Consider the following 24811-nt stretch of genomic DNA (forward strand, 5'->3'; position numbering starts at 1 on the left):
TATATTAATTAAGGGGTATTGAAATTTCTTTGATTAACCGGCCTGCGGCTTCTTCGGCCACAATACGGGTTTTATTGATACTATTGCCGTCTTCGTCATAAACCACCACCTGGTTTACACCCGGTTTAAGCCAGCATTCGGGGATATAAAGGCTTTTCATATCCAGTTTTTCAGGGTACCTGCCTAAGTTGTGACCATTAACCCAAACGGAGCCATGTCCTAATCCTACCGGATCAAAACGCCAAATGAACGTATTTCCTGTCGATGGTGGTAAATTGAAAGTTGTACGATAAAAGACCGGAGCATTTTTCGTTTGCTTGGCCGCACCAAGCTTTGTCCAGCCATTAACAGCTTGTACATCACCCGGACCACCTTTCAATTGCCAGTTAATTACTGCTGTAGCATCGCCAATAGCATTGATCTTTATAGGTTGGTCTATACCTCCCTCATTTGAATAATTTTCGATAAAGACCGAAAGTTCAATTGGGCGTTTTAAAGTTTCGGCATCGGTAATATTTACCTCGAATGGTTGGTTCCAGCCATCGTGATGGGCTACTTGTTTACCGTTAATAAATACGGTGGCGTTTTCGTCAACGCTTTTAAACAGCACTGCTAATTTTGAAGTCCCCGCCAGCTGCTGCGGAATAGTTGTGTGAAACCAGGCATAACCCTCTTTCAGGTTGAAAACATCATTGCCTATTTTATACTTTTTGTATACCGATGTATCAAACGCCGGTGGTCCTTGTTTTACATCATCCTTTTTATTGGCTCTGGTAAAATACCAGTCGCTAAGCTCAGAAATGAACGGTCCGCCTTTTTTGATCAAGACCTTACCGAAAAGCCCTTTGCTATCTACCTCATCTATTGGCCCAAGGTAAGCAGCTAACTTGTCCCTGCCATCGTGCGCGGCAAAAACGGCCAGTGTATGCTTCCCTTTTGTAAGGTTAAGCGTTAATTCATTATCGTTCAGTTTCCAATTAGCAGCAGGTTTGCTGTCAATAAAAGCTTGTCCCCGGCCACCGCCTTTCACCTGTAGGGTATATTTTCCGTTGGATGGTATATTGATAGTAGTCCTATACCAGGCATCCGCGGTAACATCAGCATCTGCCCCCATCGGCTGCGGATCTTTTGATTTAAGCCAGCTGCTTGTGTTTACATTTATTGCCGCGTTAATGGCCGCGTTTTTATATTGCCAGTTAGCTAAGCTGATAGTTGACTGCTGATTGCCTTTCTGCGCATCAAGGCTGAATGGTATCTCCTTGCTATCAGTATACAATACCGCTTTCTGAATTATGTTCTCGGTTAAAGGCGTTTCTGCCGTAACTTTTAACTGTCCATTTTTAGCTGATACATCACCAACATAGTTCAACCCAGTGATGATATAGTTTTTGTCTTCGCTTTCGATAATCCACGTTTTATTGGTTAAAGCACGATTCATGGCTAAAATCCTTATAGTTTGCGAACCAACGTTAAAACTATATTCAACAACCTTTTCCGCGATTGCCGGCATTTGCTCATCGATAAGCACATTATTATTGTCTGTTTTTACCGAAGACAATACCGACGAGGCTTTCACTTTTGTATTAAAACGAAGCAACAGCGACTCACCGACTTCAGCATCAACAATTATAGTTGTGGTATTAGCCTGCTTAACAATAGCAAACACGCGGGTAAGTGCCCAATCAAGCGTAACCTCATCGTTAAGTTTATAATTGTGTACCAACGGATAAATCTCTTTGGGATGCAGGCTGATCTTTTTTCCCGCAAACAGGTTCTCGTTACCCTTGATATTTAATGATGAACTTACCTTAGATGTACCCGGATTATCCAGGAATATCAGATCACCGGCCGGGCTTGTACGGGCAGATATTTTAACCGTTGTGTCAACTGCAATGCCTTTGTATGTTTCCGCAGCGTTAGTGCTGTTCTCCAATACATTCTGAAAACTGCGGGAGAACCATGCGGCGCGTTTAAAAGTGTAATAGATTGGTCGCAAATCACCGGCCTGGCCTATACCAGTGCCATAATCGTATGAAGCTGCGTCCTCATCATTATTGGTATAGCCAAAATTTGAACCGCCATGGGCCATGTAGTAATTATAACCATTGCCACCATGAGCAATGATTTTCCAGGTGCGCCTGTCGTAAAGCTCAGCATCTCCCGGCTTGGCTCCATATTGTGAATACCAAACAGCCCAGAATTCGGTAGAGAACCATGGGTTTGGCCGCCTATCGTCATCCAGTTTTCCATCACCGGCCGGATCGCTGGCGTGATGTAATCCGCTGAAGAAATATGGTACCTGCATACCCAGATCCAAAGCTTTAGCCTGCAGATGTTTAAAATAACCATCGGGCATTACGGTTCCCCAACCGTTGGGATGCTCGTTTTCCAACTGAACCAGTATAACCGCTCCTCCTTTATTAATCTGCCTTTGAAAAACAACCGGCAACAGATGATCGAAAAAGCGATCTACATATCGTTCAAAAGGCTTATTGTCTTCGCGTACCCTCAGCCCTTTTTTAAATTTAAGCCATATTGGGTAGCCACCATTATCCCACTCAGCACAGTAATATGGGCCAACGCGCACAATGGCGTACATGCCAAGCTGCTTTACTATATCCAGGAATTCCCCAAGGTCACGGTCGCCTGTAAAGTTGAATTTACCTTCCTGTTCTTCATGAAAGTTCCAGATGGTGTAAATTTCGATACAGTTAAAACCTGCCCGTTTAATCCGCAGTAATCTATCATACCAAAGTTCATGCGGGATACGGGCGTACTCCAACCCGGCCGATGCGATAAATGTGCGTTTACCCTGAACAATAAAGCCTTTGCTGTCAAAATCAATATAAGGCTTAGCAACTGCCGTAGTTGGGAAGATATAATCGTTTGAGCCCTGGCTGTGGGCTGATGTAAAAGCGGTTAGTAGTAAGATAAATGTAAATATAGCGTAGCGTATTCTCATGATTCTTCAAAAATCCAGACTTACGACGTTTTGAAAACTTCGTAAGTCTTTATCTGTATGTTTTTACTCCTGTCATTTCGACGAACTTGTGATGGCCTAAGCGTAGCGTTAGGAGAAATCTTATACACCATTCCATTAAACTATGCTGTGCCTTGTAGGGCGTATAGGATTTCTCTTTCGCCCCAGTTCTCGATTCCTCCCCTGCTCTATCGAAATGACATCGTTTTTATTAAACTTCTTATCGCGTCCCCAAAATCATCGCATTATACTTCGCAAACAATTGCTTTGATTTTTCAACGGCATCGCCTTTTGAAGCGTCGGTGTAAGCATTATCATGCTTGTTTACCCATTGCCATTCCCAATCTTTTACTTGTTTGTCAAAAGCTTCGGCATTAAAGTCGGTTTTGGTTGATAACGACTTATCCAGCAAACCGAAGTACATTGACCAACGTGGTTTGTAATAGCCTTTGATTAAACCAGCCCATTGACGGTTTGAGTATTCGCGCAGGCCACTTTCTTTGTCACCCCAAAGGGTAACCAGGTCACGGGCGTTTAACTCATACAGGTTTTTCTCTTTATCGGTTACGCCGTTAGCCCTTGCTTCGTTAATCCATTTACCTAACAGGAAATCTTTACGGGTACTTAGCAAAGCATCCATATCATCCATCAGTTCCAAAAACTGGCTGCTATATAATTTAAATTGTTGCTGATCCTTATTTTGATAAGCCTGAGCCATTTTCTGCTGTAGCGGACTTGCATAATTGGCCAATACCTGCCGGGTAACATCAACCAGATCATACTGAAAACCATCACTTTGTTTTAGGCTGTCGGCAGCATTTATGAGTAGCGTCCAGGCTTTAACCAATAGCATCGGGTCGTAATCCAGTTTGGTCAATACCCTGTCGATATACTTTTTTTGCGTTGGCCTTGCCACAATGATCGACTCTGGTCCGCCTTCAGTGAGGCCACCCGAATAAACCGAATTTAACAGGACATGCCATGCTTCATCTGCCTGATTGTTAGCTTGTCCGTAACGGCGCTTCGCATAGTTAGCTACCCATTTATCGGCATCAATCGGGGTATCGTTCCAAACGTTTTCCAGCATCAGGGCAAACAGCGCTGGGTTTTGTTCAATACCTTCGGGTGTAACACCAATACCACGCATATTTTTTGATTCAGGATCATGCAGGGCGATGGACGGATCGGCAGCTACGTGGCGCATACGACCAAACAAGCTGATATTACCGCCAAAGTTTTGCAGCATGCTCCAAATCCATGGTTTACCATAGTAAGCTTCCGTACGGTTCCAAACCGGGTGGGCATCGCTGTACAAATCAAGCACGATCATCTGTTCGTTTGGCACAGCGTTAAGCAGCGCTTTAATCTGTTGCGGCTGCCAGAATTTGTTATTATAGTGAAACATCCAACCCTGCATTACCCAAATAGCTTTGGGATCGGCAGCAGCCATAGAGTTGAATACTTTCTTACTCATACCATCCAGATAGGTAGAGTCGTTGGTTGGCGGCACGTTTTCGTTAAAAGTATCGGCCGAGTACAGGTGATCGGTACCAAACTCTTTTGTTTGTGCCTCTATATATTTTTTACCGATTGTTTCAAACATCGGATCGTCGGGATCAAGTATAAAAACATCTGGAAACCCGGCATCCCAGTTGGTTCTTTTAACCTTAGCACCGGGGAATTTATCTTTAAATGACGGCGGCACATGGCCGGTAAATGACGACAATACAGGCGTCATCCCAAATGAGCGCTCGCGCTCTAAAATCTTTTTTTGTAATGCTTTATGCGAGTCCATCCAATGCTGCGGCAGCGGGCCGCCCCAGGCATCAATGTTCCCCATCCAAAACCATGAAAAATAAGCAGGGCCGCTAAAAAACTCATATAGTTGTTTATCAGTAAACCCCATGTCTTTGTAAACGGTTTGCCAAACGGCTTCTTCGCCGGTTATGGCCAGCGGCATATTGATACCGTTCAGGGCCATCCAGTCAATTTCTTTTTGCCAGCGTTCCCAACCCCACCAGGCCATGGTGTAATTAAACGTGCAGTAATTTAAGTAGTAGCGATATTGGTAAGGCGTGGTTTTATGGATGAGGCCTTTAACTGACGGCAAAGTAGCAGGCAAATTAAGGTTTGTGCCATTCCAGCCGATATCGCAAAAGCAATAATTTTTAAGATAGTAATTTAGTGCTGATGCTATAGAAAGGCCATTATTACCTCTCAGCACAATTTTACCATTACGGCTTTCCAATTCAAATACATCTTTGCCGTTTTGTTGCGGGATAGCCTCAACAACAAACAAATTACCTTTGCCGGGAATTACTCTTTCAATAAAATCGTACGAGGCTTTCTGATCAACCTGAGCACTGGCTTTAAAACCCAATGAAATAATAGCAACAACAAGTAAACACTTTCTCATCAACAGATAGTTAAACACCGGCCAATGCCGGGAATAAATACCGGCAACAGGAGGCTCTCCCCTATTGCCGGTATAAGGATATAATTATTTAAAATTAGGGTTCTGTACTAACACACCTTTACTCTTATCAATCTCAACCTGGGGGATTGGGAAGTAATAGTTTTTAGGGCGTACAAAGGTTACCGTTTTGTTTTGATCAAGTGGAGCTTTGGAAACAGCAAGGTTATAAATTGCCGCTATATCCACAATTTTAGCTTTGTCCCAGCGCATCAGGTCTTGATGGCGTTGGTCTTCACCTGCCAGTTCAACACGGCGCTCATGGATCAGTTCTTTCATGCCAGCTCCTGAAACAGGTTTTAACAGTGGAGAAGCCCTATGCCTGATCTGGTTGATCAAAGCGTCACCAGCTCCGGCACCTTGTGTACGGATCAAGGCTTCGGCAACTAATAAATAAATATCTGCAGAACGCATTAGAGGCACAGCATAACTGTGGTCAACTCCACCGCCATCAGCTTCAGTATTAAATACAGCGTACTTTTTAAATGCATAACCAGTAGCAGAAAGATCGGCGGTAAACGTTGTCAAGCCCTTGCCATCACCCAGATCAACCTTGTCGCCAACACTTAATAAAGTAGCCTGTTTACGTGGATCACCTGCCTCAAACTCATTGGCAAGTCCCTGTAATGGCTGACTAAAACCATAGCCCCCCCATGGACGCGGAATGTAGTAAACAGTAAAGTCGTTTTGCACTACGTTTTGTACTGCCTGGATTGAGAAAAGCATTTCAGTACTATTCTCATTTGCACGGGTAAAGTTATCAGTATAATTGGGCGCAAGTGCATAAGCCGGATTAGAGACCACTTTTTGTCCGGTTGTAATGGCTTCTGGCAATTTTTCCCAGTACATGTAAAGCTTGGTTAGTAAGCCCAACGCCGTTCCTTTGCTTACCCTTCCGCGATCAGCAGCGCCATAACTTTCCGGCAGCAAATCAACCGCTTTAAGTAAATCGCTTTCTATCTGCTTACGAACTTCTTCGATAGGCGATTTAGGTACGTTAAAATTCAGCGACGTATAATCAGCTTCTGTAATAATGGGCACATCTCCCTGAATGATCATCAAACGCCAGTAGCCGAAAGCCCTTAAAAAATAGGCTTCGCCCATGCTGCGGTTTTTTACTGCGGCAGATATGGCAGTTATTTTAGGAATATTAATGATACAGTTGGTGGCACGGTTAATTTCCTCGTACCGCCATTTCCAGGGGTACCTGATAGCCGCATTTGAAGCATCATAAGTTAAGTTTTCGATTCCTTCGTCTTCGCCGTGGTCACCCGAGCGCCAGTAATCATCAGATGGGGTATCAAATGTTGATTCAGCATGGCCTATGTAATCCTCCTCAGGTAAAATGCTGTAAATCCCGGTTACTGCATTAACCGCATCAGTCTCATTGCGAAAATAATTGGTTGAGCTGTAAACACCCTGTTGCTTTAAATCAAGCGCTTTTTTACAGCCGCTGCCCATCAGGGCCAGTGATACAAGCGTATATATTAGTTTGTTTGATTTCATGATGATGTTATAATTTAACTGTTACACCAAATGTTATTGTCCTTACCGATGGATATTGAGCTACGTCAACCCCTCTTTGCAAATTGCCGTTAGTATAACCCAACTCAGGTGTATAACCCTTGTAACCGGTTATAAAAAACAGGTTTTGCCCGGAAGCATATAACCTTACACTTTTTAACGTTGCCTTTTTTGACCAGCTTGTTGGTAGAGTATATCCTAACGTGGCATTTTTCAGGCTTACATAACTTCCATTTTCAACAAACAGATCAGATGTGCGGTAATTATCGTTAGCACGATCAAGAGATAAACGAGGAATAGTGTTGCTGGTACCCGGACCTGTCCAGCGGCCTAAAGTTTCAGCATAAAGATTAAACGGATAAGTTGGGTCGATACCCTGCATCCTATCGGCGTTGTAAAGGCTCACACCAAATACACCGGTAAAATTTGCAGAAAAGTCGAAGCCTTTATAAGATATGCTGCCTTGTAAACCCGCGGTAACATTAGGATTAGGATTGCCTAATATTGTACGGTCGTTACCGTCAATTAAACCATCACCATTTAAGTCAAGGAAACGAACGTCACCCGGCCTGATACTTGACTTGCGCGAATCATTTTTAAGTGCCGGATCGTTATCAATATCGGCTTGCGTTTGATATAACCCATTGGTTTTCCAACCATAAAAAGAAGCTATAGGCTGCCCTTGATAAGTGCGGGAAATTTCCTGACTTGAGCGACCGTAAACAGCTGACGTTACGAATGTGCCTTCGCCGTTAAGCCTGGTCACCTTATTTTTAATGAATGAAGCATTAGCGCCAACGGAGTATTTTACTTTATCGCCGCCATGGTAATTAACCTCAACCTCCACACCATGGTTGTTCATTGTACCAATATTTTGCAAAGGAATACCTACAGAACCCGCAGAACCTACAACTGGAGGAACCAGAAGCATATCCTTGGTATCTTTATTAAACCAGGCTAACGTAGTGGTTAACTGATTATTCAAAAAGCCTGCATCTAAGCTGACGTTGGTCATGGCTGTCCGTTCCCAGGCAATAACAGTGTTTGCAAGTGTGGCAACCGCCGCACCTGTATAACCAACACCACCAAAAGTATAGCCGTTATTTTCATAGGTACTGCCCAGTTTTATTAAGCTGGCATATTGAAATGTGCCTATGTTTTGGTTACCAAGCTCTCCATAACCGCCTGATAATTTCAGGTTGCTTATCCAGCTTATGTTCTTAATAAATTGCTCGTTAGATAATCTCCACCCCACAGAGAATGCAGGGAAATAAGCCCACCTTTTTGATGGTGCAAACCTGGAAGAACCGTCTGCACGGAAAGTCACAGTGGCCAGGAACCTTCCATTATAGTCGTAAAATAGCCTTCCGAATGCTGACTGTAACGACCACTGATCGGGTATCACGCTACTGTTAAACTGGCTATTACCCGTGCCAAGCACGCGCTGATCGACCGAAGTATCATCGTATCCAACCCTCCATGCGCTAAAGCCGTAAGTTTTATAATTTTGGTATGAATAACCACCTGTAAAAGTTACATGGCTTTTGCCAAACACTTTATCATAGGTAAGGAATGACTCAAGTAATTGCGATGATGTTTCACCTTCGGTTTGGGTTAGCTGAGAGACGGTATTTTGCCTGGCCTGGTTAACATCTGCTATATTGAAATTATAAATACGGTTTAAAGTACCGTCAAAAGCGTAGTTAACACGAAGTTTTAGCTCTTTCAGGAACGAGATTTCGGCAAAAGCATTGGCCAGCGCACGGTACTTTTTATTAAACCTGTCTGCTTCCTGTATGGTAGCATAAGGACTGTTGATATCCCCTAACTGGTTAGCGAAAGCCTTAGAAGTACCGTAAGTACCATCAGGATTAACCAATGGTATTGCAGGGTTAAAGCGTAGCGCAGAGAAAATTAAACCCGTTTGCGAGTTGTTATTATCGAACCCAACGTTATTAGCATAGCTCAACTGGATATTTTCACCCAATTTTAACCAATCGGTTACTTTATGCTCCGAGTTAAAACGGGTGCTAAAGCGTTTAAAATTGGTTTTATCAATTATACCATCTTCGTTATAAACCGAGGTGGACCAGTAATAGTTGGATACATCATTTCCGCCCTGCAGGTTAACATCGCCATTAATTACATGGCCTGTTTTCATGATAGCACGTTGCCAGTCGGTTCTTTGAGTGGCGTAATAGCTGTCGTTCCACGGTGCATCTATAGCAACACCATCATTGGTATAGCGTTCCCTTTTCAATGTATATAAATCGGGGGCGGTTAACAGTTTAAGATATTTGGTTGTATTAGAAAAACCGTTGTAAAAATTGACAGTAGTAGCTAATTTCTGGTTATAAGTACCTCTTTTAGTGGTAACCAATACAACGCCGTTGGCTGCACGTGTACCATATATTGCAGCTGCCGATGCATCTTTCAAGATATCAACAGAAGCAATATCATTTGGATTGATATCGCTTAAAGCGTCCGGATCACTGGTAGGCACACCGTCAACAACAATAAGCGGGTTAGCATCATTAAGCGTACCTGTACCACGGATACGGATACTTGAAGCCGCACCCGGCGAACCATCATTACGCACAATGTTAACACCGCTTGCACGCCCATCTAAAGCTTGCGTTGCAGATGCTACAGGAAGATTTTGAATATCGGTACCTTTTACGCTGGCTACTGCACCGGTAACATCTATCTTTTTGGTGGTGCCGTAACCTACCACTACAACTTCGGTCAAGGCAGATGGCAAGGCAACGAGGGTGATATTTAAAGTTTGGCTTCCGGTTATAGTAACAACCTTCTTTTCATACCCGATATAAGAGATTTCCAACACACCGTTTACAGGGGCATCGATACTGAAATTACCATTTGCATCGGTAGTGGTGCCTTGGTTAGTCCCTTGAAGCCTAATGTTTACACCAATAAGCGGTTCACCTTTGGCATCAACAACTTTTCCTTTTATAAGGGCAAGGTTTTTGGCATCCTCCTGGTTGGCAATGATCACTACATGATCATCACTCATTTTATAGGAGAGCTTATCATCAATGATAACGGCAAGCAGCTCATCAATAGTTGCGTCTTTTACATCCACATCAACCCTGCCCAACTTTTTAACACTGGCATAGTTGTAAAAGAAACGGTAATCACTTTGTTTTTGAATTTTGGTAAGGACACTGCTTACTTCGGCCTGCTTTAGGTTAAGCGTAAATTTCTGCTGTGAGTACACTTTTGCAGAAACTTGCACACAGGTAACCATGACCAATAAAAATACTGCTTTCATCAGCAAAATAACTTTGAGACATACGGGCGCGCCACGAAGCGGGAACACCCTTCTTGTTTTTTTCATTACATTTGTTTTGAAAATAAATGGATGGAGTAAGTGCTGTGTTACAATAGCTTACTCCGTTAATAAAATCCTATTTGTTTGCGGGGAGGAGTGGCAGCTCTTCCCTTGTTTATTTGAGGATGTTTCAGGAATCTGACAGGTAAGTTTTCAATATCATAAGCTGTTAATTAAGTGGTTAGTTAGTTTATTTTGTTTTTATTTATCTTTCTTTGACAGGTACACCGTTTGTCCATCAATCCTAAAATTGAACGGCGTGGTCAGTTCAATAATGCCTAAAGCTTCCTTCAACGTTTCTTTATCAAGTAAACCGCTTATCTGCTCGGTACGAAGCGCCCGATCTTCAAACACAACCTGCACGTTGTATTTGCGTTCAATTTGCGCCGCTACATCTTCAAACATTTCGTTGGTGAACAGGATGCGGTTATCAACCCAGGCTGTTTCTTTCACTTCATCCGGCTTAACATCAGGCAATTCGGTTACCTGGTATTCAATTTTACCTTCCTTGCTCTTTACACTTTTAGGCTCCCGGTTATTAACAACAATCAGCTTTTCATTAGGCAACAGGATAATCTTTTTTTCGGGATTGTTTTTTAATTCAACCTGTACCTTACCTTTTAACAGCGTAGTTTCAACTGTTTTATCATTATTATAAGCCTTAACATTAAACACCGTTCCTAATACCTTTACAACAAGCCTGGCCGTATGTACCAGAAAAGGTCTCTTAGAATTTTTAGTTACCTCAAAAAAACCTTCGCCGGTAAGGCTTACATCCCGGCTGTTTTTTTCAAAAGCTTCGGGATACGAAAAAGTACTGCCTGCATTCAGGGTAACCAGTGTTCCGTCGGGCAGTTTGAGCTTTTCGGTTTTACCGTAAGGCACATGAATTTCATGTAATATGTTTTCGGCGGTTAAAGTATCCTGCTGTACCGCTCTGTTATAAAATAAAACCCCTGTAGTAACAAGCACCAGTACCGCTGCAGCAACCCATTGCCACCCGAACATTGGTTTTATCTTAGTATCATTCGCCGAATTTTCGTTCAAGCTTTTAATTCGGTTCCAGATTTCCTCCAGGTTTTCGTTAATCTCTTCCGGTTTCGTTTCTGTTACTTCAGTGCCGTTCCCTTTTAAAGCATTGGTAATATTGTAAGTTTTTTTATAGTCGGGAAATTGTTCAAGAAACATGTCGAGTTCGGTCAATTCTTCAGCACTGGCAGTTTTGCCCATGCTTTTGGCCATTAACTCAATAAACCTGGATTTGCTCATAGTAATTGGTATTCTGCATTAAGGACACGGCTACCCCAGATTTTTCCTAAAAGAAATTAAAATATTTTTTGAGGGCGATTCAAAAGATTCCGATACCAATAAAAACCTTCTTGCGCTCGTTTGCAACGAGCGCTTAATTTGGAATGGCAATTGTATCGCCTTTGCGTTATAAACGCAAACCCAAGTTACGCACTCGTTTCAAACGAGCGCGAGCTTTGATATTGGGAGCAGTATCGAAAATTTGATACTAACCATTCCCAAGTGCCTCATCAAGTTTCTTCAGGGCAATAGCCAGTTGCGCAAAAACCGTTTTGTTCGACAGGCCAAGGATATCGGCCACTTCATTACAGGAGAGTTCATCTTCCTTAACCATTTTAAAAATGAGCTTACAACGGGGCGGCAAACTGTTTACAGCGTTTAAAACTCCGGCCTGCAGCTCTTTGCTAATGAGCAATTGTGCGGGATCAACTGATAAATGAAAATAATAGGTTTCGGCAAGTTGAGCGTCGCGGTTTCTTTTTGAGGTGTTGCTTCGGATATGGTTAAGACAGGCATTTTTTATAGCCACATAAAAGTATACTTTAGGGTTCGAGATCTTGTTAAGCTTGTGGCGGCCAGTCCAGATATTTACAAAAAGGTCGTTGATAATCTCCTCGCAAGCTTCCTTATCGCCCAAAAAGGACCAGGCAAACTGATTCAGGTTATTGATCAGCAGCTTATATAGTTCGTTAAAGGCAGATTCATCATTGTTATAATGAATAGAATCTATAAGTTCTTTAATCTCCAATGTTGAGCGGCTTGCTTTTAACGGGAACAGTTAACTGAAATAATGTACAATTTTAAGTAAAAAATCTTGATCAAAGCTATTTTAGGTTGATTTAAGAAGCCCCTATCTGCTCATCGCCCAAAACCGATTGTCTGCAATTATATTGTCGCAATATTCGCGGTTTAAAATGTCTAATTCAGGTGATAAGATGTCCGTTTGTACCATAAACCCATATTTCCATATTGAAACCTATTATATTTTAGCAGTAAACGGAAATAATAGGGGCGTTTGGTCAAAATAGATTAAAGTTTGACGGTGGTTTTAGTAACACAACAGCAGATTTGGCCTATAGGCCATAATTAACTTTATATTTGCCCGGCGACCATTTTATTTCCGCAAACCTTTGCAATAAATGAAAGACACAACATTTAAAATCTCTCCCGGAATTATATGGAGCAGTTCAATTTTCCTTGGCCTGTTGGCGTCTGTTCCCCAGATAGCTGAACGCCACTTCAAGCCTGCCGAAGCAGCAGTGAACTCGGCGGTTACGGCAGCATTTTCATTGTTTGTATGGTACTATAATATCTATACGCTGCCAAAGCAATCGGGCAATAAACAACTGAATAAAAGCATCTCGTATTCCCGGCTCCTTACAACACTGCTGATAGGTATGGGGGTAATGCTGGCCTTAGCCTACATACAGCAACTGATACTAACGCATTTGAATTTTGGCCCGGTAATGCTGATGATCGAAGTAAGGGGCATACTTATTAACCTGGTATTTTATATGCTGATAAACCTGTTGTACCAGAACTACCAAAACCAGCAGGTTAGCGTTGAGTTGGAACGCATTAAGGCCGATAACCTTGGCGCACAATATGAACTGTTGAAACAGCAGATCAACCCGCATTTTCTGTTTAACAGTCTCAATACCTTGAAGGCGATGGTTGAGACCAATGACCAACACTCGGTAGATTTCATCCTGAAACTCTCTAATTTTTATCGTTTTACGCTTGAAAGCCGCAAGTTGGACCTTATTCATTTATCCGAAGAACTGGAAATTGTAGAAGCTTACAATTTTTTACTTAAAGCCAGGTTTGAAGACGGTTTTATTTTCACTAATACTATACATGAACAATATCGCGGTACGCTAATTCCCCCATTCACACTGCAGCTATTGATAGAAAACTGTATTAAACACAATGTGGTATCGCTGGATCATCCGTTGCATATTAAGCTTTATGCTGAAGGTGAAAACATCGTTATGGAAAACGAAATAAAACCAAAGCGCTTTGAAGAACCATCAACAGGTGTTGGGCTTAAGAATATCAATTTGCGTTACGATCACCTGCTTGATAAACATATAGAGATCATATCTGAAGATAAAATATTCAAAGTTAAACTACCTATTATACATGAACATTATCATCATTGAAGACGAATTAAAGGCGGCCCGTTCGCTTGAAACGATCATATTAGAATTAAGGCCACACTCAAAAATTGTCACCAAGCTACAGAGTGTTGAAAGTTCGGTTGCCTATCTTTCAGAGAACAAGCAGCCCGATCTTATTTTTATGGATATCCAACTGTCGGATGGGTTGTGTTTTGAGATCTTTAAATCGGTAAAGGTGTCCTGCCCTATTATTTTCTGCACCGCGTTTGATGAATATTCGTTAGAGGCATTTAAGGCCAACAGTGTTGATTATGTACTCAAGCCTTTCTCAAAAACAGATATTGCCGATGCCTTTAAAAAAGTAGACGAGTTGCGGAATTTCTTTCAGCAGGGTTCATCTCCTGATATCAGCAGCCTGCTATCGCAGGTTACGCCCCCTGCCGGTAAAAAAAGCTTCCTGGTATTTAAAAATAATAAGTATATCACCGTAGCGTCCAATAATATAGCCTTCTTCTACATCCGCAATGAACTTTCGACCATCATGACTTTTGATCAGCAGGAATATGTGGTTAACCAGTCGCTTGATCAGATCAGCGGTCAGCTCTCGCCCGATCAGTTCTTCAGGCTCAACAGGCAATACATAGTTAACTTCAGTGCGATAAAAGAGGTGGAGCATTATTTTATGCGTAAGCTGTTTGTGAAACTAACAATTCCAACTCCCGAGAAATTACTCATCAATAAAGAAAAAGCGCCGGTATTTTTAAGCTGGCTCGAGAATAGATAGTGTTGAGTCAGAAGTTCTAAAAAGCTATATAATTTTTTCAAGTAGAGACGCATAATTGCGTCTCCCGCCGGACAGGCGACTTTGCAGATCATTTGCTAAAGTAATTTGCATACGGTGGACGCAATTATGCGTCTCTACAATTAAAAACAACTGAGAACTTAAGACTAAAGACTTCCGACTCAAACAATGCCCAACTGAGCTTACAATATGTCCGGTTGGGCTTTTTTACGCTGTTTTGGCGGCCATTTCGAGGCTAATTTTGAAGTAAATAAAAAATCAAGAAATATGAAAACCTTAAAAATTTTTAGCTTTTGTGTTGGTACCGTGGCACTGGCACTTGCTACCGCAGCTTACGCTAATCGTAAAATAAATGCGCCTAAAACCGAAAACAACACTACTCCCGGAAAAGGTTTTGCTTTGGTAGAATTGTTTACTTCAGAGGGATGCTCAAGCTGTCCTCCTGCTGATGAATTGCTGGCGAGGATCCAAAAAGAGTCACAGGAAAAGCCTGTTTACATATTAGCTTACCATGTTGATTATTGGAATAACCTCGGCTGGAAAGATGTATTCAGCAATGCCATGTTTTCAAAACGTCAAAAAGAATATAGTTACTATTTAAATGCCCAGGTTTATACACCCCAAGTTATAGTTAATGGTAAAACTGAGATGGTTGGCTCGGATGAGCCGGCACTTCGTGAAGCGATTTCGAATGCATTAACAACCGCACAAACTGCTCAGGTTTCCTTAAAAGCACAACAAACCGGCGATAAGCTTGCTGTAAATTACGAACTATCAGGCAACACTGATAACCAGCAATTGCTGATAGCCGTTGTGCAAAAAACAGCCATTAGCAAAGTTGCCCGCGGCGAAAACGAAGGCAGAACTTTATCGCACGCCCAAATTGTACGCGACTTAAAAACAGTTGCCCTAAGCCAGGTAAAAACAGGCCAAACCATTATTAGCGTTCCTAAAGAATTTAACCAGCAAGAATGGGAAGTAGTAGGCTTTATACAAAACAAAGATAATGGTGAGGTTTTAACTGCAACAAAAGCTGTTTTAACCAGCGAAGCCGTAGCCAAAATATAACCACCATAAATTCAAAAATCATGAGCAAGTTGAAACAAGGCCGGTTATTAATGGGATTCTTGTCACTATTCTCTTTATCATTCCTGACAAGGGCACCGTTTGAACGTAACCCGCAGGATTGTGAATTGATCTGCGTTACGGGAAAGAGGAAAAAACCGGCGGAAAATAACTAAATCTAACATAAACAGGATCGGTCCTTCGCAGGGTCGATCCTGTTTTTAATAAATACTATCATGAAAACATTATTGCTTATTGCCATAGCAACATTTTTAAGCATTGGAGTTTATGCCCAGGCAAACGAACTAAATTGCACCGAGCAGGCATTTACTTTAAAAATAAACCTGCCGGCGGGTGGGCGCAACTCATCCTCACAAATAGGCCGCTTTGATGCTTCGCAAATAGCACCGGAGTTTAGGCTACCGGGACATAATTCCGGTAAACAAAATCAAGCGGATAACATGCTTCCTGCCGGCATTGACAAAAGACCAGATCCGCACACGACTTATTCTTCGGCCGATACCATCATGTTTAAAAAGATGACATTTCTACATCCTAAAATAAACAATGTAACAGGTAAATTTACCTACACAGCCTACGATCATTTTAAGCTATTGCCAATGCCTGTCTTAAACGCCTTAACTCCGCTCTTAAACTAATCATCATTAACATAAAAAACAAACCAATGAAACTCAACTATTACGGTCACTCATGCTTCTCGGTAGTAGCCGGAGGTAAACACATTTTGTTTGATCCCTTTATTACAGGTAACGAATTGGCAAAAGAAATTAACATTGATGAAATTAAAGCTGATTACATTTTTGTATCGCACGGGCATTACGATCATATTTTGGATGTAGAAACTATAGCCAACCGTACAGGCGCTATGGTTGTGGGTATTTATGAGGTGTATGATTACTTCAGCAAAAAAGGCGTTAAAAATGTGCATCCGTTAAACCCGGGCGGCAAGGTGACTTTTGATTTTGGCACTGCCAAATCATTTATTGCCCAACACTCGGCCAGCTTTCCAGATGGTAGCTATGCCGGTGTAGCCTGTGGTTATGCATTAAAGACTGATGATGGCAATCTGTATTACAGCGGCGATACCGGTCTCACCTTAGATATGGAATTGGTGGCCAAATGGGTTGATCTCGATTTCGCGGTTTTCCCTATCGGGGACATGTTAACGATGGGCGTTGAAGATGCCATTGAAGCGGCAAAGCTTGTTAAGGCCAATAAGGTTTTGGGGGTTCACTATGATACCTTTGGCTTTATTAAAATAGATAAGGACAAAGCTTTTAAACAATTTGAACAGGCAGGGATAAAATTGTTTTTACCAGCCATTGGCGAAAGTATAGAGATTTAAATCTGTGATTTTCCATACATAAAAAGGCCTGCTCTCTTTAACAGGAGCAGGCCTTTTTATGACTTTTAAAGTACCCCCTTCAGGGGGCGGAGGGGGTTTATACTAAATTGATCTCAACATTGATATTACCGTAAGTCAATTTTGAATAAGGACATGTTTGGTGTGCTTCTTCAATCAATGCTTTGGCTACTTCAACATCCAAACCCGGCAAACTTACATTTAAACGGGCTTGAAGGAAATAAGCGCCGGTAGTGATACCCAAATCCACTTCTGCATCAATAGCCAGTTCCGCAGGGAGTGCAATCCTTTTTTTAGCGGCAGCAATACCGATGGCGCCTTCAAAACATGCTGACCACCCTGCTGCAAATAATTGCTCGGGGTTAGTGCCTGGTTTAGGGGTTCCGGGAGTTGAATGTTTGATATCCAACTGGCCATCGGTACTGACAGATGAACCACCGTCACGACCGCCAACTGTACGAACTTTACCGGTATATAATACTTTGTCGATTTTATTAGCTGAGATAGCGTCGATAACCTTGATCTTACTGATACCTGATTCTTGAATAGTTTCCATTGTGTTATTTATTTAATTAATTTTTGTTTTTTGTATGCTCAAAGATACCCTGATATCGCCCGGTGCCCTATCACTAACTATGTGAACCGGACATTGCATATGCCGAACCGGACAATCTTTAAACTGAAAAGTCACCTACAAAAAGGGCTCTTGAAACTTTTAATTACAATCGATAACGAATAAAGAAAATGAGCCATGCATACGCATAATTATTCTAAATAAATTTGGATACTACGTTTATAAACAGCAATTTTAAGAAACCCTTTGCACGTAAACCAATTGAAAAAATTTATTGCCCTGATGTTGCTTAGCATTCACCTGCTTAATATAGGCGGGCAATTGGCATTGCATCAGTTTATGGTTTACAAAAGCAACAAGTACTTCGCCCAACAAACAGCCAAAGGCTTTTACAACGTGAAAGATCTTACCGAAGTGGTTATCCCTGTAAATATGCCGGGCATAACCGATTGGAAAAGCTATGAGAACATTCATGGCCAGATCCAGTTTGGCAGCAATAATTATAATTATCAAAAAATGCGGATAACGAGGCATGCCATTTATTTAATGTGCGTTCCTAATTATGAAACCACCCGCCTTGCAGATAAAAATATCATCGACGCCAGGGATGTAAAAGAGAACCCTGTACCGCAAAAAGAGCATGTACCATTTGGTAAGATAGTTATGCAGGACAATTTCAATTTTGCCTTTGTGCACTTTGAGTTTAACTGCCCTGTGAAATATACTCAACAAATTGTTGTTCACCCGGTTCAACAGTTAATTCCTGCTCATCAGGATATCCCGGAGCGACCGCCTAAGGCCGTTTGCTAATCTTCTCCATGTTTTAATTCATTTTTTAGGGTAGTGGTTGTGCCACTCTACTGCTGTGTTATTATTTATTTCTGCCGATAGTTTACTCGTAGTGCAAAAGCCACGAGAATAGCTATATATCGATAGCATTAATAATCTACGGGCAGGCACATCCTCTCCCAACAACCTACAAACATTCAAAAATTATTTATGCCTTATATTACCCTTGAAAGCCATTTGCCGGGCATTACCGGCCTATTGGAGTATGCCAAAGAACCGGCACAACCTATCCGTAACCTTACACAGTTTTTATTGCGCGGGCCGTCAACGCTGTCTGAAGCTGACCGTGAGCTGATTGCCACTGTGGTATCACACAACAATCAATGCACGTTTTGTACTACAGCCCACACCGCCGCCGCCGACCTGCTGGCCGGTGAAGCCGAAACAGCACAAAAGGTAAAGGAAAACATCGAAACCGCTCCGGTTACCGAGAAAATGAAAGCCCTGCTTACAATTGCCAAACTAACCGCACAAAACGGCCGGAATGTAACAACCGAAGCTATTGACCGCGCCAAAGCTGCCGGAGCTACCGACATTGAGATCCATGATACCGTGCTCATAGCTGCCCTGTTTTGCTATTATAACCGCTATGTTGACGGATTGGCCACTGCCTTACCTGCTGATGCTGGCTATTATAACGTGCTGGCCGAGCGATTAGTTAACCATGGCTATACCCGTTTGCCACAAGGCTATGATCATTTAAAAAAATAACCCCTAATCCTCATTTAAAGTAAAACCCAATCACAATGAAAAAACTTTTATTCATCATATTATTGCTCTGCTCAATAAACCTGTTTGCACAAGAAATTAAAATCACGGGCAACATTACCGACGCAGCTACAGGCAAACCTGTATCCGGCGCAAGTATCTCTGTTAAAGGAAAACTTACCGGCACCACCACCGACTCAAAAGGTAACTATACTTTAATCGCCAATAAATTAAAGCTGCCCTTTACTATCATTATATCGGCAGTAGGCTTTGAAGTGCAGGAAAGCCAGGTAACCTCTGCCAATAATGATATCAGCATAAAGCTAACCCAAAAGGCAATTGTGCTCAACGAGGTGGTATCATCTGCAACGCGTATCAACCAAAGCATTTTGCAATCGCCGGTAAGTATCGAAAAAATGAGCCTTAAAGCCATTAAGGACAACCCTTCGTTTACTTTTTATGATGGCTTGCAAAGCTTAAAAGGCCTTGAAGCGGTTACCAGCAGTTTAACCTATAAACAGATCAACACCCGCGGCTTTAACAGCACGGGTAACAGTCGCTTTTTGCAGTTGGTTGACGGCGTGGACAATCAAACACCAGGCTTAAACTTTTCAGTTGGTAACCTTTTTGGCGCTTCGGATATTGATATCGAAAGCGTGGAAGTTATTCCAGGTGCGGCTTCAGCTTTGTATGGCCCGGTGGCTTTTAACGGCTTACTTTCACTTAAAACCAAAGATCCTTTCAAATACCAGGGCTTAACCGTGCAGGTAAAAACAGGCCTTAATCACTTCGGCGAATCGGTTGTTAAGCCACAGGGCTTATATGACTTTGCAGCCCGCTATGCCAAAGCATTCAATGATAAATTCGCGTTTAAAATCAATGCCTCATACCTTACCGGGCGCGACTGGTATGCCGATAACTATACCGACGTAAGCGCATCAACTCCAGCCGCCCAGCGTGGTCCCAATAACCCTGGCCGCGACGCGCTTAACATTTATGGCGATGAGGTTACCAAAACCTTACCCGGCATTGGCCTAGTTTCAAGGACAGGTTATGAGGAAAAAGACCTGATGAACTACAACGTTTACAGCCTTAAACTTAACGGAGCATTACAGTACCGTTTCAGCAATAACCTGGAGGCAATCTATCAATACAACTACGGTCGGGGTACTGCAAGCTATACCGGCAGCAGCCGTTTCGACCTGAATAACTTTGTTTTGCAAACACACAGGATTGAGTTAAAAGGCAGCAACTTCTTCGTCCGCGGCTACTCGGTTGAAGAAAATTCGCACGACTCATACAATACCCGCTCCCTGGCCCAATTCATCAACCGCGACTGGGTAAAAGACCTGAACGGAAACACAGTAACACCTGATAAAGCCGATGATACCTGGTTTACCCGTTATGCGGCTGCGTTTAACGGTTCGGTAAGTGGTGTTACGCCAAACAGCAATTCCGCCGCAAGGACTTTTGCTGACCAGGGTCGTTTTTTACCGGGTACTGCTGAATTTAACAATGCCAAAAATGCTTCTATCCACAATTATGGCTTGAGCGGAGCGGGTGTTTTCAGTAACAGTAAATTTTACCATGCCGAAGGCCAGTATGATTTTACCAGCGCCATAAAAGTGTTTGAGCTTTTGGCAGGCGGCAGTTTCCGCAATTACAGGATGTTTACCAATGGCAGTTTGTTTGATGACAAGGTAAATCGTGTAACCATTAAAGAGTACGGTTCGTTTTTACAGGCTGCTAAAAAGCTGTTTGATGATAATTTGAAACTGACAGCCTCTATCCGTTACGATAAAAACGAAAACTTTAAAGGCAGCTTCACCCCTCGTTTTTCGGCAGTTTACACGGTTGATAAAACCTCAAACTTCAGGGCATCATACCAAACCGGCTTCAGAAACCCTACCCCGGTTGATCAGTTTATCCACCTTAACGTAGGTCCTATCACTATTTTGGGTGGTGCGCCTAATAACAGCAAGGGCTTAAACGTTTATGAAAACTCGTTCACCTCGTCATCGGTAAGCGCTTTTGGCGCTGCGTTTGGCAAGGCGGTACAAAGCGGTACGCCATTCCCACAGGCCATTGAACAAAACAAAGGCCTCCTACAAAAAGCAAGTGTAGCGTATATCAAACCAGAGCAACAGAAAGCGTTTGAGCTGGGCTACAAAGGTTTGATGATGGATAAATTACTGATTGACGTAAACTACTATTACAGCAGCTACACCAACTTTATTCTGAATACCGTGGTTATCCAGCCCAGCAATCCTATTCTTGGTTCTGACGGCCAAGTTACCACAGCCTCCGCAACTGATATTCCTAACGGTAAGGTTCACGCCTTCCAGTTGTATACCAACGCGCCAGATAAAGTATCGGCACAGGGAGCAAGCGCCGGTTTAACATACCTGCTTAACGGCGGTTACGCTTTGGGTGGTAACGCAACTTTATCAGTATTTAACCTTCGCAACGCTAATCCTAACAATATTGCGGCTTTCAATACACCAAAATGGAGCACCAATGCAACATTTGGCAACAGCAACGTAATCAATGATTTCGGTTTTAACGCGGCATGGCACTGGCAAACTGCTTACGACTGGTATGGCACATTTAACGGTACCCGTCCCGGTCGCGTTGATGCTTATTCAGTTGTTGATCTGCAGTTCAACAAAAAACTGCCAAAATTTAAATCAACAATTAAAGTTGGTGGCAGCAATATCTTCAACAATCGCATTTACCAATCGTATGGTTCGCCGGCAATTGGCGCCATTTATTATGTTTCAATAGTATTTGATGACCTTTTAAAATAGAACAACATGAGCACTTTAGCAATTGAAGAACAGCAGCTTGCAAAACCTCAAACAAACCTCAGTGCCGCCTATAGGGTGGTGCTGTTTGTGATCTGTTTTTTTAGTACTGCCCTGGGCGGTTCGGTTTCCACGCTGATGTCGGTTTACTTACCTGTTGTGGTAAAGGATCTACAGGGTGCCGTTCCGGCCAATGAAATCAACGCTATCAGCGGGTATATCAATGCCATTTTTATATTCGGCTGGGCCTTTGGTGGTTTTACCTGGGGGGTAATCAGCGATAAAATGGGTCGGAAAAAAGCCTTGCTGCTCGCCATTGGCAGCTATGGCGTATTTACCATTTTAACCGGGTTAATGCCAACCTGGTGGGGCGTGCTGTGTTGCCGCTTTTTCAGCGGTTTTGGCGTAGGCGGCGTTTTGGTAACATCCATAACGCTGGTGAGCGAAGTCTGGCCGGCTAAAAGCAAAGCAGTGATCATAGGCATTCTTTCCATAGCTTTCCCGGTAGGTATTTTCTCTGCAGGGCTAATCAACTTTATTGTATCGTCATGGCGGTCGGGCTTTTTAGTCGGGGTAATCCCTCTTGCATTGGCATTGATAGGCGCTCTGGTTTTGAATGAATCTGAAAACTGGCTCAACTACCGTAACGATATCGCCAACCGCGAAAATCCCTTGAACAAGCTCCTCTCTAAAAGCCATCGCCGCGAGCTTATTGTTGGCTCCTTAACCTTCGGTACAATGCTGATAGGTTTATGGGCCATATTTTCGTGGCTACCTACCTGGGTGCAAAGCCTGATTACCGACCATGATGCCGCAAAAGAACGCGGCCTGAGCATGATGTGTATGGGCATGGGTGGGTTAACCGGTGGTTTCTTTTCAGGATGGCTTGTTAATTTACTATCTATAAGGCGCTCCATGGTGATCTGTTTTGCGGTTTGCGCAGGTATGTCATTCATCCTGTTTAAAACTAATACTACATTCAGTACGGCAGTTTATGTCGAGATAATAATACTGGCTTTATTCTTTGGGGCGAGCCAGGGCGTATTATCAGCCTATATCCCCCAATTATTTTCAACCGGCATCAAAGCAACTGCAACAGGCTTTTGCTTCAACATCGGGCGTATTTTTACAGCTACCGCGGTTTTATTTGTAGGCGTGCTGGTATCAACCCTGGGAGGCTACGGTAACTCGTTATTCATCTTTTCACTGGTATTTATAATAGGCTTGCTGGTGGTATTATTTGTACAGGAGAAAGCCGAAGGCGAGAAAAAAGCAAAAAGCAAAAAGCTGAAGGCTTAAAGCCGAAAGCTTAGAAAATTAAAAAAATCACTAATTCAATAACTCACTAATTCACTAATTAAAAATATGGCACACATCAATGTACCCGAAGGTGTTCCGGGCGTCCGTTCGCTGGTAATGTTCAGGCCCGAAACCGGTCAGTATTTGTATGAACTGGCTGAAGTATTATTACGCGGAGAATCAACCTTAAGTGCGGCCGACCGTGAGCTCATAGCCACCTATGTATCATACCGTAACAACTGCACATTTTGTTACAGCAGTCATGCCGCCGCTGCCCGTTGTTTATATGAGGATGACGCCCTCATTGTTGACGAAGTTTTATGCGATATGACCGAAGCGCCCATCAGCGCTAAACTAAAAGCCCTGCTAAATATTGCGGGCAAAGTACAAATCCTGGGTAAAGAAGTAAAACAGAAAGACGTTGACGCAGCCCGTGCAGAAGGCGCTACTGATCGCGAAATTCACGACGCGGTATTGATAGCAGCCGCGTTCAGCTTGTTTAACCGCTATGTTGACGGGCTTGCCAGCCTTACCCCTACCGACCCGGAAGCTTATGCCGAAATGGGCAAACGTATGGCTAAAGGCTATGTATTACCACAACCGCAGCATTAATTTTTAACCAAACAAATATGGCACATATAGAATTAAATAACGATCTGCCCGGCATTCGTGGGTTGATGTTTTATAGCCCGGAAACAGAGGCCCCGTTAAACGCTCTCGCCGAGCAGTTACTTCGCGATGATAACAATTCATTATCGCGCGGCGAACGAGAGCTGATAGCAACCTATGTATCTTACCTCAACGATTGTTTCTTTTGCCAGAATGTGCACGGCGCAGTAGCCGGGCATTACCTCGGCTGCACTATTGACGAGATAGATGCCATCAAAGCTAATTTTTCTACAGCTGATCTTTCACCGAAAATGAAAGCACTATTGGCCATTGCAGGTAGCGTACAAAAAGGAGGTAAACATGTAACTACTGAACAAATTGAAGCGGCCCGCGCGGAAGGTGCCGATGATAAGGAGATCCACGATACGGTATTGATCGCTGCTGCATTTTGCATGTTCAACCGCTATGTTGATGGATTGGGAACCTGGGCACCGCAAGACCGCCAGATCTATATCGACCGGGCACCTGAACGTGCCGAAATTGGCTATACATCAAGCATTTTTAAAAAAGCTTAATACCTACTGCTTTATCACGCCCACAGCCCGGAGTTTTTAACTTCGGGCTGTTTTTTTGTTATTAATCGCAATTCTATCCTCTTACTTAGAATACATTATGAGGGTGTATCACCAATCAGAATCAGCCTCATTTTTTTACTTGTTCAGTTAATAAGCGATATATAGTTTGGCTTGTATTTACTAACAAAGGGGGTTAACAGGGTTAACAGAATTCAGGATTAAAACTTACATATATATTTAACAATCAGATAATTAATCGTTTTTTATACAAAAAAGTGTTACCCCCCCTTTTGTATAAATATTATCGGCTAATTTCAATTTATCGATAGCATAACACCAAGGGCGGTCAATTGGTTTATGATACAACCTCTTTTTTATTATAGCA

The 24811-nt window shown here is 42.6% G+C and carries 18 protein-coding genes; 11 read left to right on the forward strand and 7 right to left on the reverse strand.

The window, feature by feature from the left end; genetic code table 11:
• Positions 1-4 precede the first annotated feature (4 nt).
• From ACEN82_RS17055 to ACEN82_RS17080, 6 genes are all read right to left on the reverse strand, one after another.
• The gene (locus ACEN82_RS17055) at positions 5-2962 is read right to left on the reverse strand and encodes a beta-galactosidase (RefSeq protein WP_413322389.1); all 2958 of its coding nucleotides are present in this window, start codon (positions 2960-2962) and stop codon (positions 5-7) included.
• 238 nt (positions 2963-3200) lie between these two features.
• The gene (locus tag ACEN82_RS17060; RefSeq protein ID WP_413322388.1) at positions 3201-5396 is read right to left on the reverse strand and encodes an alpha-N-acetylglucosaminidase; all 2196 of its coding nucleotides are present in this window, start codon (positions 5394-5396) and stop codon (positions 3201-3203) included.
• A gap of 84 nt (positions 5397-5480) precedes the next feature.
• Positions 5481-6959, reverse strand: coding sequence for a RagB/SusD family nutrient uptake outer membrane protein (locus ACEN82_RS17065; RefSeq protein ID WP_413322387.1), 1479 nt, complete (start codon positions 6957-6959; stop codon positions 5481-5483).
• A gap of 7 nt (positions 6960-6966) precedes the next feature.
• On the reverse strand, positions 6967-10335 hold the full coding sequence (locus ACEN82_RS17070) for a TonB-dependent receptor (protein ID WP_413322386.1): 3369 nt from the start codon (positions 10333-10335) through the stop codon (positions 6967-6969).
• Positions 10336-10530: 195 nt separating this feature from the next.
• Positions 10531-11598 carry a FecR family protein gene (locus tag ACEN82_RS17075; RefSeq protein WP_413322385.1) on the reverse strand — a complete coding sequence of 356 codons (1068 nt, stop codon included), beginning with the start codon at positions 11596-11598 and terminating at the stop codon, positions 10531-10533.
• Positions 11599-11845: 247 nt separating this feature from the next.
• Positions 11846-12385: an RNA polymerase sigma-70 factor gene (locus ACEN82_RS17080; protein WP_413322384.1), complete on the reverse strand. Its 540-nt coding sequence runs from the start codon at positions 12383-12385 to the stop codon at positions 11846-11848.
• Between the two features lie 391 nt (positions 12386-12776).
• Between ACEN82_RS17080 and ACEN82_RS17085 the strand changes: the two genes are divergently transcribed.
• The 5 genes from ACEN82_RS17085 to ACEN82_RS17105 all read left to right on the forward strand — a co-directional run bounded on the left by ACEN82_RS17085 (position 12777) and on the right by ACEN82_RS17105 (position 16990).
• The gene (locus tag ACEN82_RS17085; protein ID WP_413322383.1) at positions 12777-13799 is read left to right on the forward strand and encodes a sensor histidine kinase; all 1023 of its coding nucleotides are present in this window, start codon (positions 12777-12779) and stop codon (positions 13797-13799) included.
• The gene (locus tag ACEN82_RS17090) at positions 13780-14541 is read left to right on the forward strand and encodes a LytR/AlgR family response regulator transcription factor (RefSeq protein WP_413322382.1); all 762 of its coding nucleotides are present in this window, start codon (positions 13780-13782) and stop codon (positions 14539-14541) included. Before ACEN82_RS17085 ends, ACEN82_RS17090 begins: the two co-directional genes overlap by 20 nt.
• A 285-nt stretch (positions 14542-14826) precedes the next feature.
• A complete protein-coding gene (locus ACEN82_RS17095; protein ID WP_090523536.1) occupies positions 14827-15627 on the forward strand; it encodes a DUF1223 domain-containing protein in 801 nt (266 codons plus the stop codon).
• 233 nt (positions 15628-15860) lie between these two features.
• Positions 15861-16283 carry a hypothetical protein gene (locus tag ACEN82_RS17100; RefSeq protein WP_413322381.1) on the forward strand — a complete coding sequence of 141 codons (423 nt, stop codon included), beginning with the start codon at positions 15861-15863 and terminating at the stop codon, positions 16281-16283.
• Between the two features lie 26 nt (positions 16284-16309).
• Complete coding sequence (locus ACEN82_RS17105; RefSeq protein WP_413322380.1) at positions 16310-16990, forward strand: metal-dependent hydrolase; 681 nt, start codon at positions 16310-16312, stop codon at positions 16988-16990.
• Between the two features lie 97 nt (positions 16991-17087).
• Here the strand turns inward: ACEN82_RS17105 and ACEN82_RS17110 are convergent, their stop codons facing one another.
• Positions 17088-17564: an organic hydroperoxide resistance protein gene (locus ACEN82_RS17110; protein WP_413322379.1), complete on the reverse strand. Its 477-nt coding sequence runs from the start codon at positions 17562-17564 to the stop codon at positions 17088-17090.
• 279 nt (positions 17565-17843) lie between these two features.
• Here ACEN82_RS17110 and ACEN82_RS17115 point away from each other — a divergent pair, with 279 nt between their 5' ends.
• From ACEN82_RS17115 to ACEN82_RS17140, 6 genes are all read left to right on the forward strand, one after another.
• Entirely contained in the window at positions 17844-18392 is a 549-nt protein-coding gene (locus ACEN82_RS17115; protein ID WP_413322378.1) for a hypothetical protein, read from the forward strand.
• Positions 18393-18581: 189 nt separating this feature from the next.
• Positions 18582-19142, forward strand: a complete 561-nt coding sequence (locus ACEN82_RS17120; protein WP_413322377.1) for a carboxymuconolactone decarboxylase family protein — start codon at positions 18582-18584, stop codon at positions 19140-19142.
• A 35-nt stretch (positions 19143-19177) separates the two neighbouring features.
• The gene (locus ACEN82_RS17125; protein WP_413322376.1) at positions 19178-21946 is read left to right on the forward strand and encodes a TonB-dependent receptor; all 2769 of its coding nucleotides are present in this window, start codon (positions 19178-19180) and stop codon (positions 21944-21946) included.
• A gap of 6 nt (positions 21947-21952) precedes the next feature.
• A complete protein-coding gene (locus tag ACEN82_RS17130; RefSeq protein ID WP_413322375.1) occupies positions 21953-23242 on the forward strand; it encodes an MFS transporter in 1290 nt (429 codons plus the stop codon).
• Between the two features lie 66 nt (positions 23243-23308).
• Positions 23309-23854 carry a carboxymuconolactone decarboxylase family protein gene (locus tag ACEN82_RS17135; protein ID WP_413322374.1) on the forward strand — a complete coding sequence of 182 codons (546 nt, stop codon included), beginning with the start codon at positions 23309-23311 and terminating at the stop codon, positions 23852-23854.
• A 17-nt stretch (positions 23855-23871) separates the two neighbouring features.
• The gene (locus tag ACEN82_RS17140; RefSeq protein ID WP_413322373.1) at positions 23872-24426 is read left to right on the forward strand and encodes a carboxymuconolactone decarboxylase family protein; all 555 of its coding nucleotides are present in this window, start codon (positions 23872-23874) and stop codon (positions 24424-24426) included.
• Positions 24427-24811: the final 385 nt, after the last annotated feature.

Source organism: Mucilaginibacter sp. Mucisp73 (assembly GCF_059491465.1).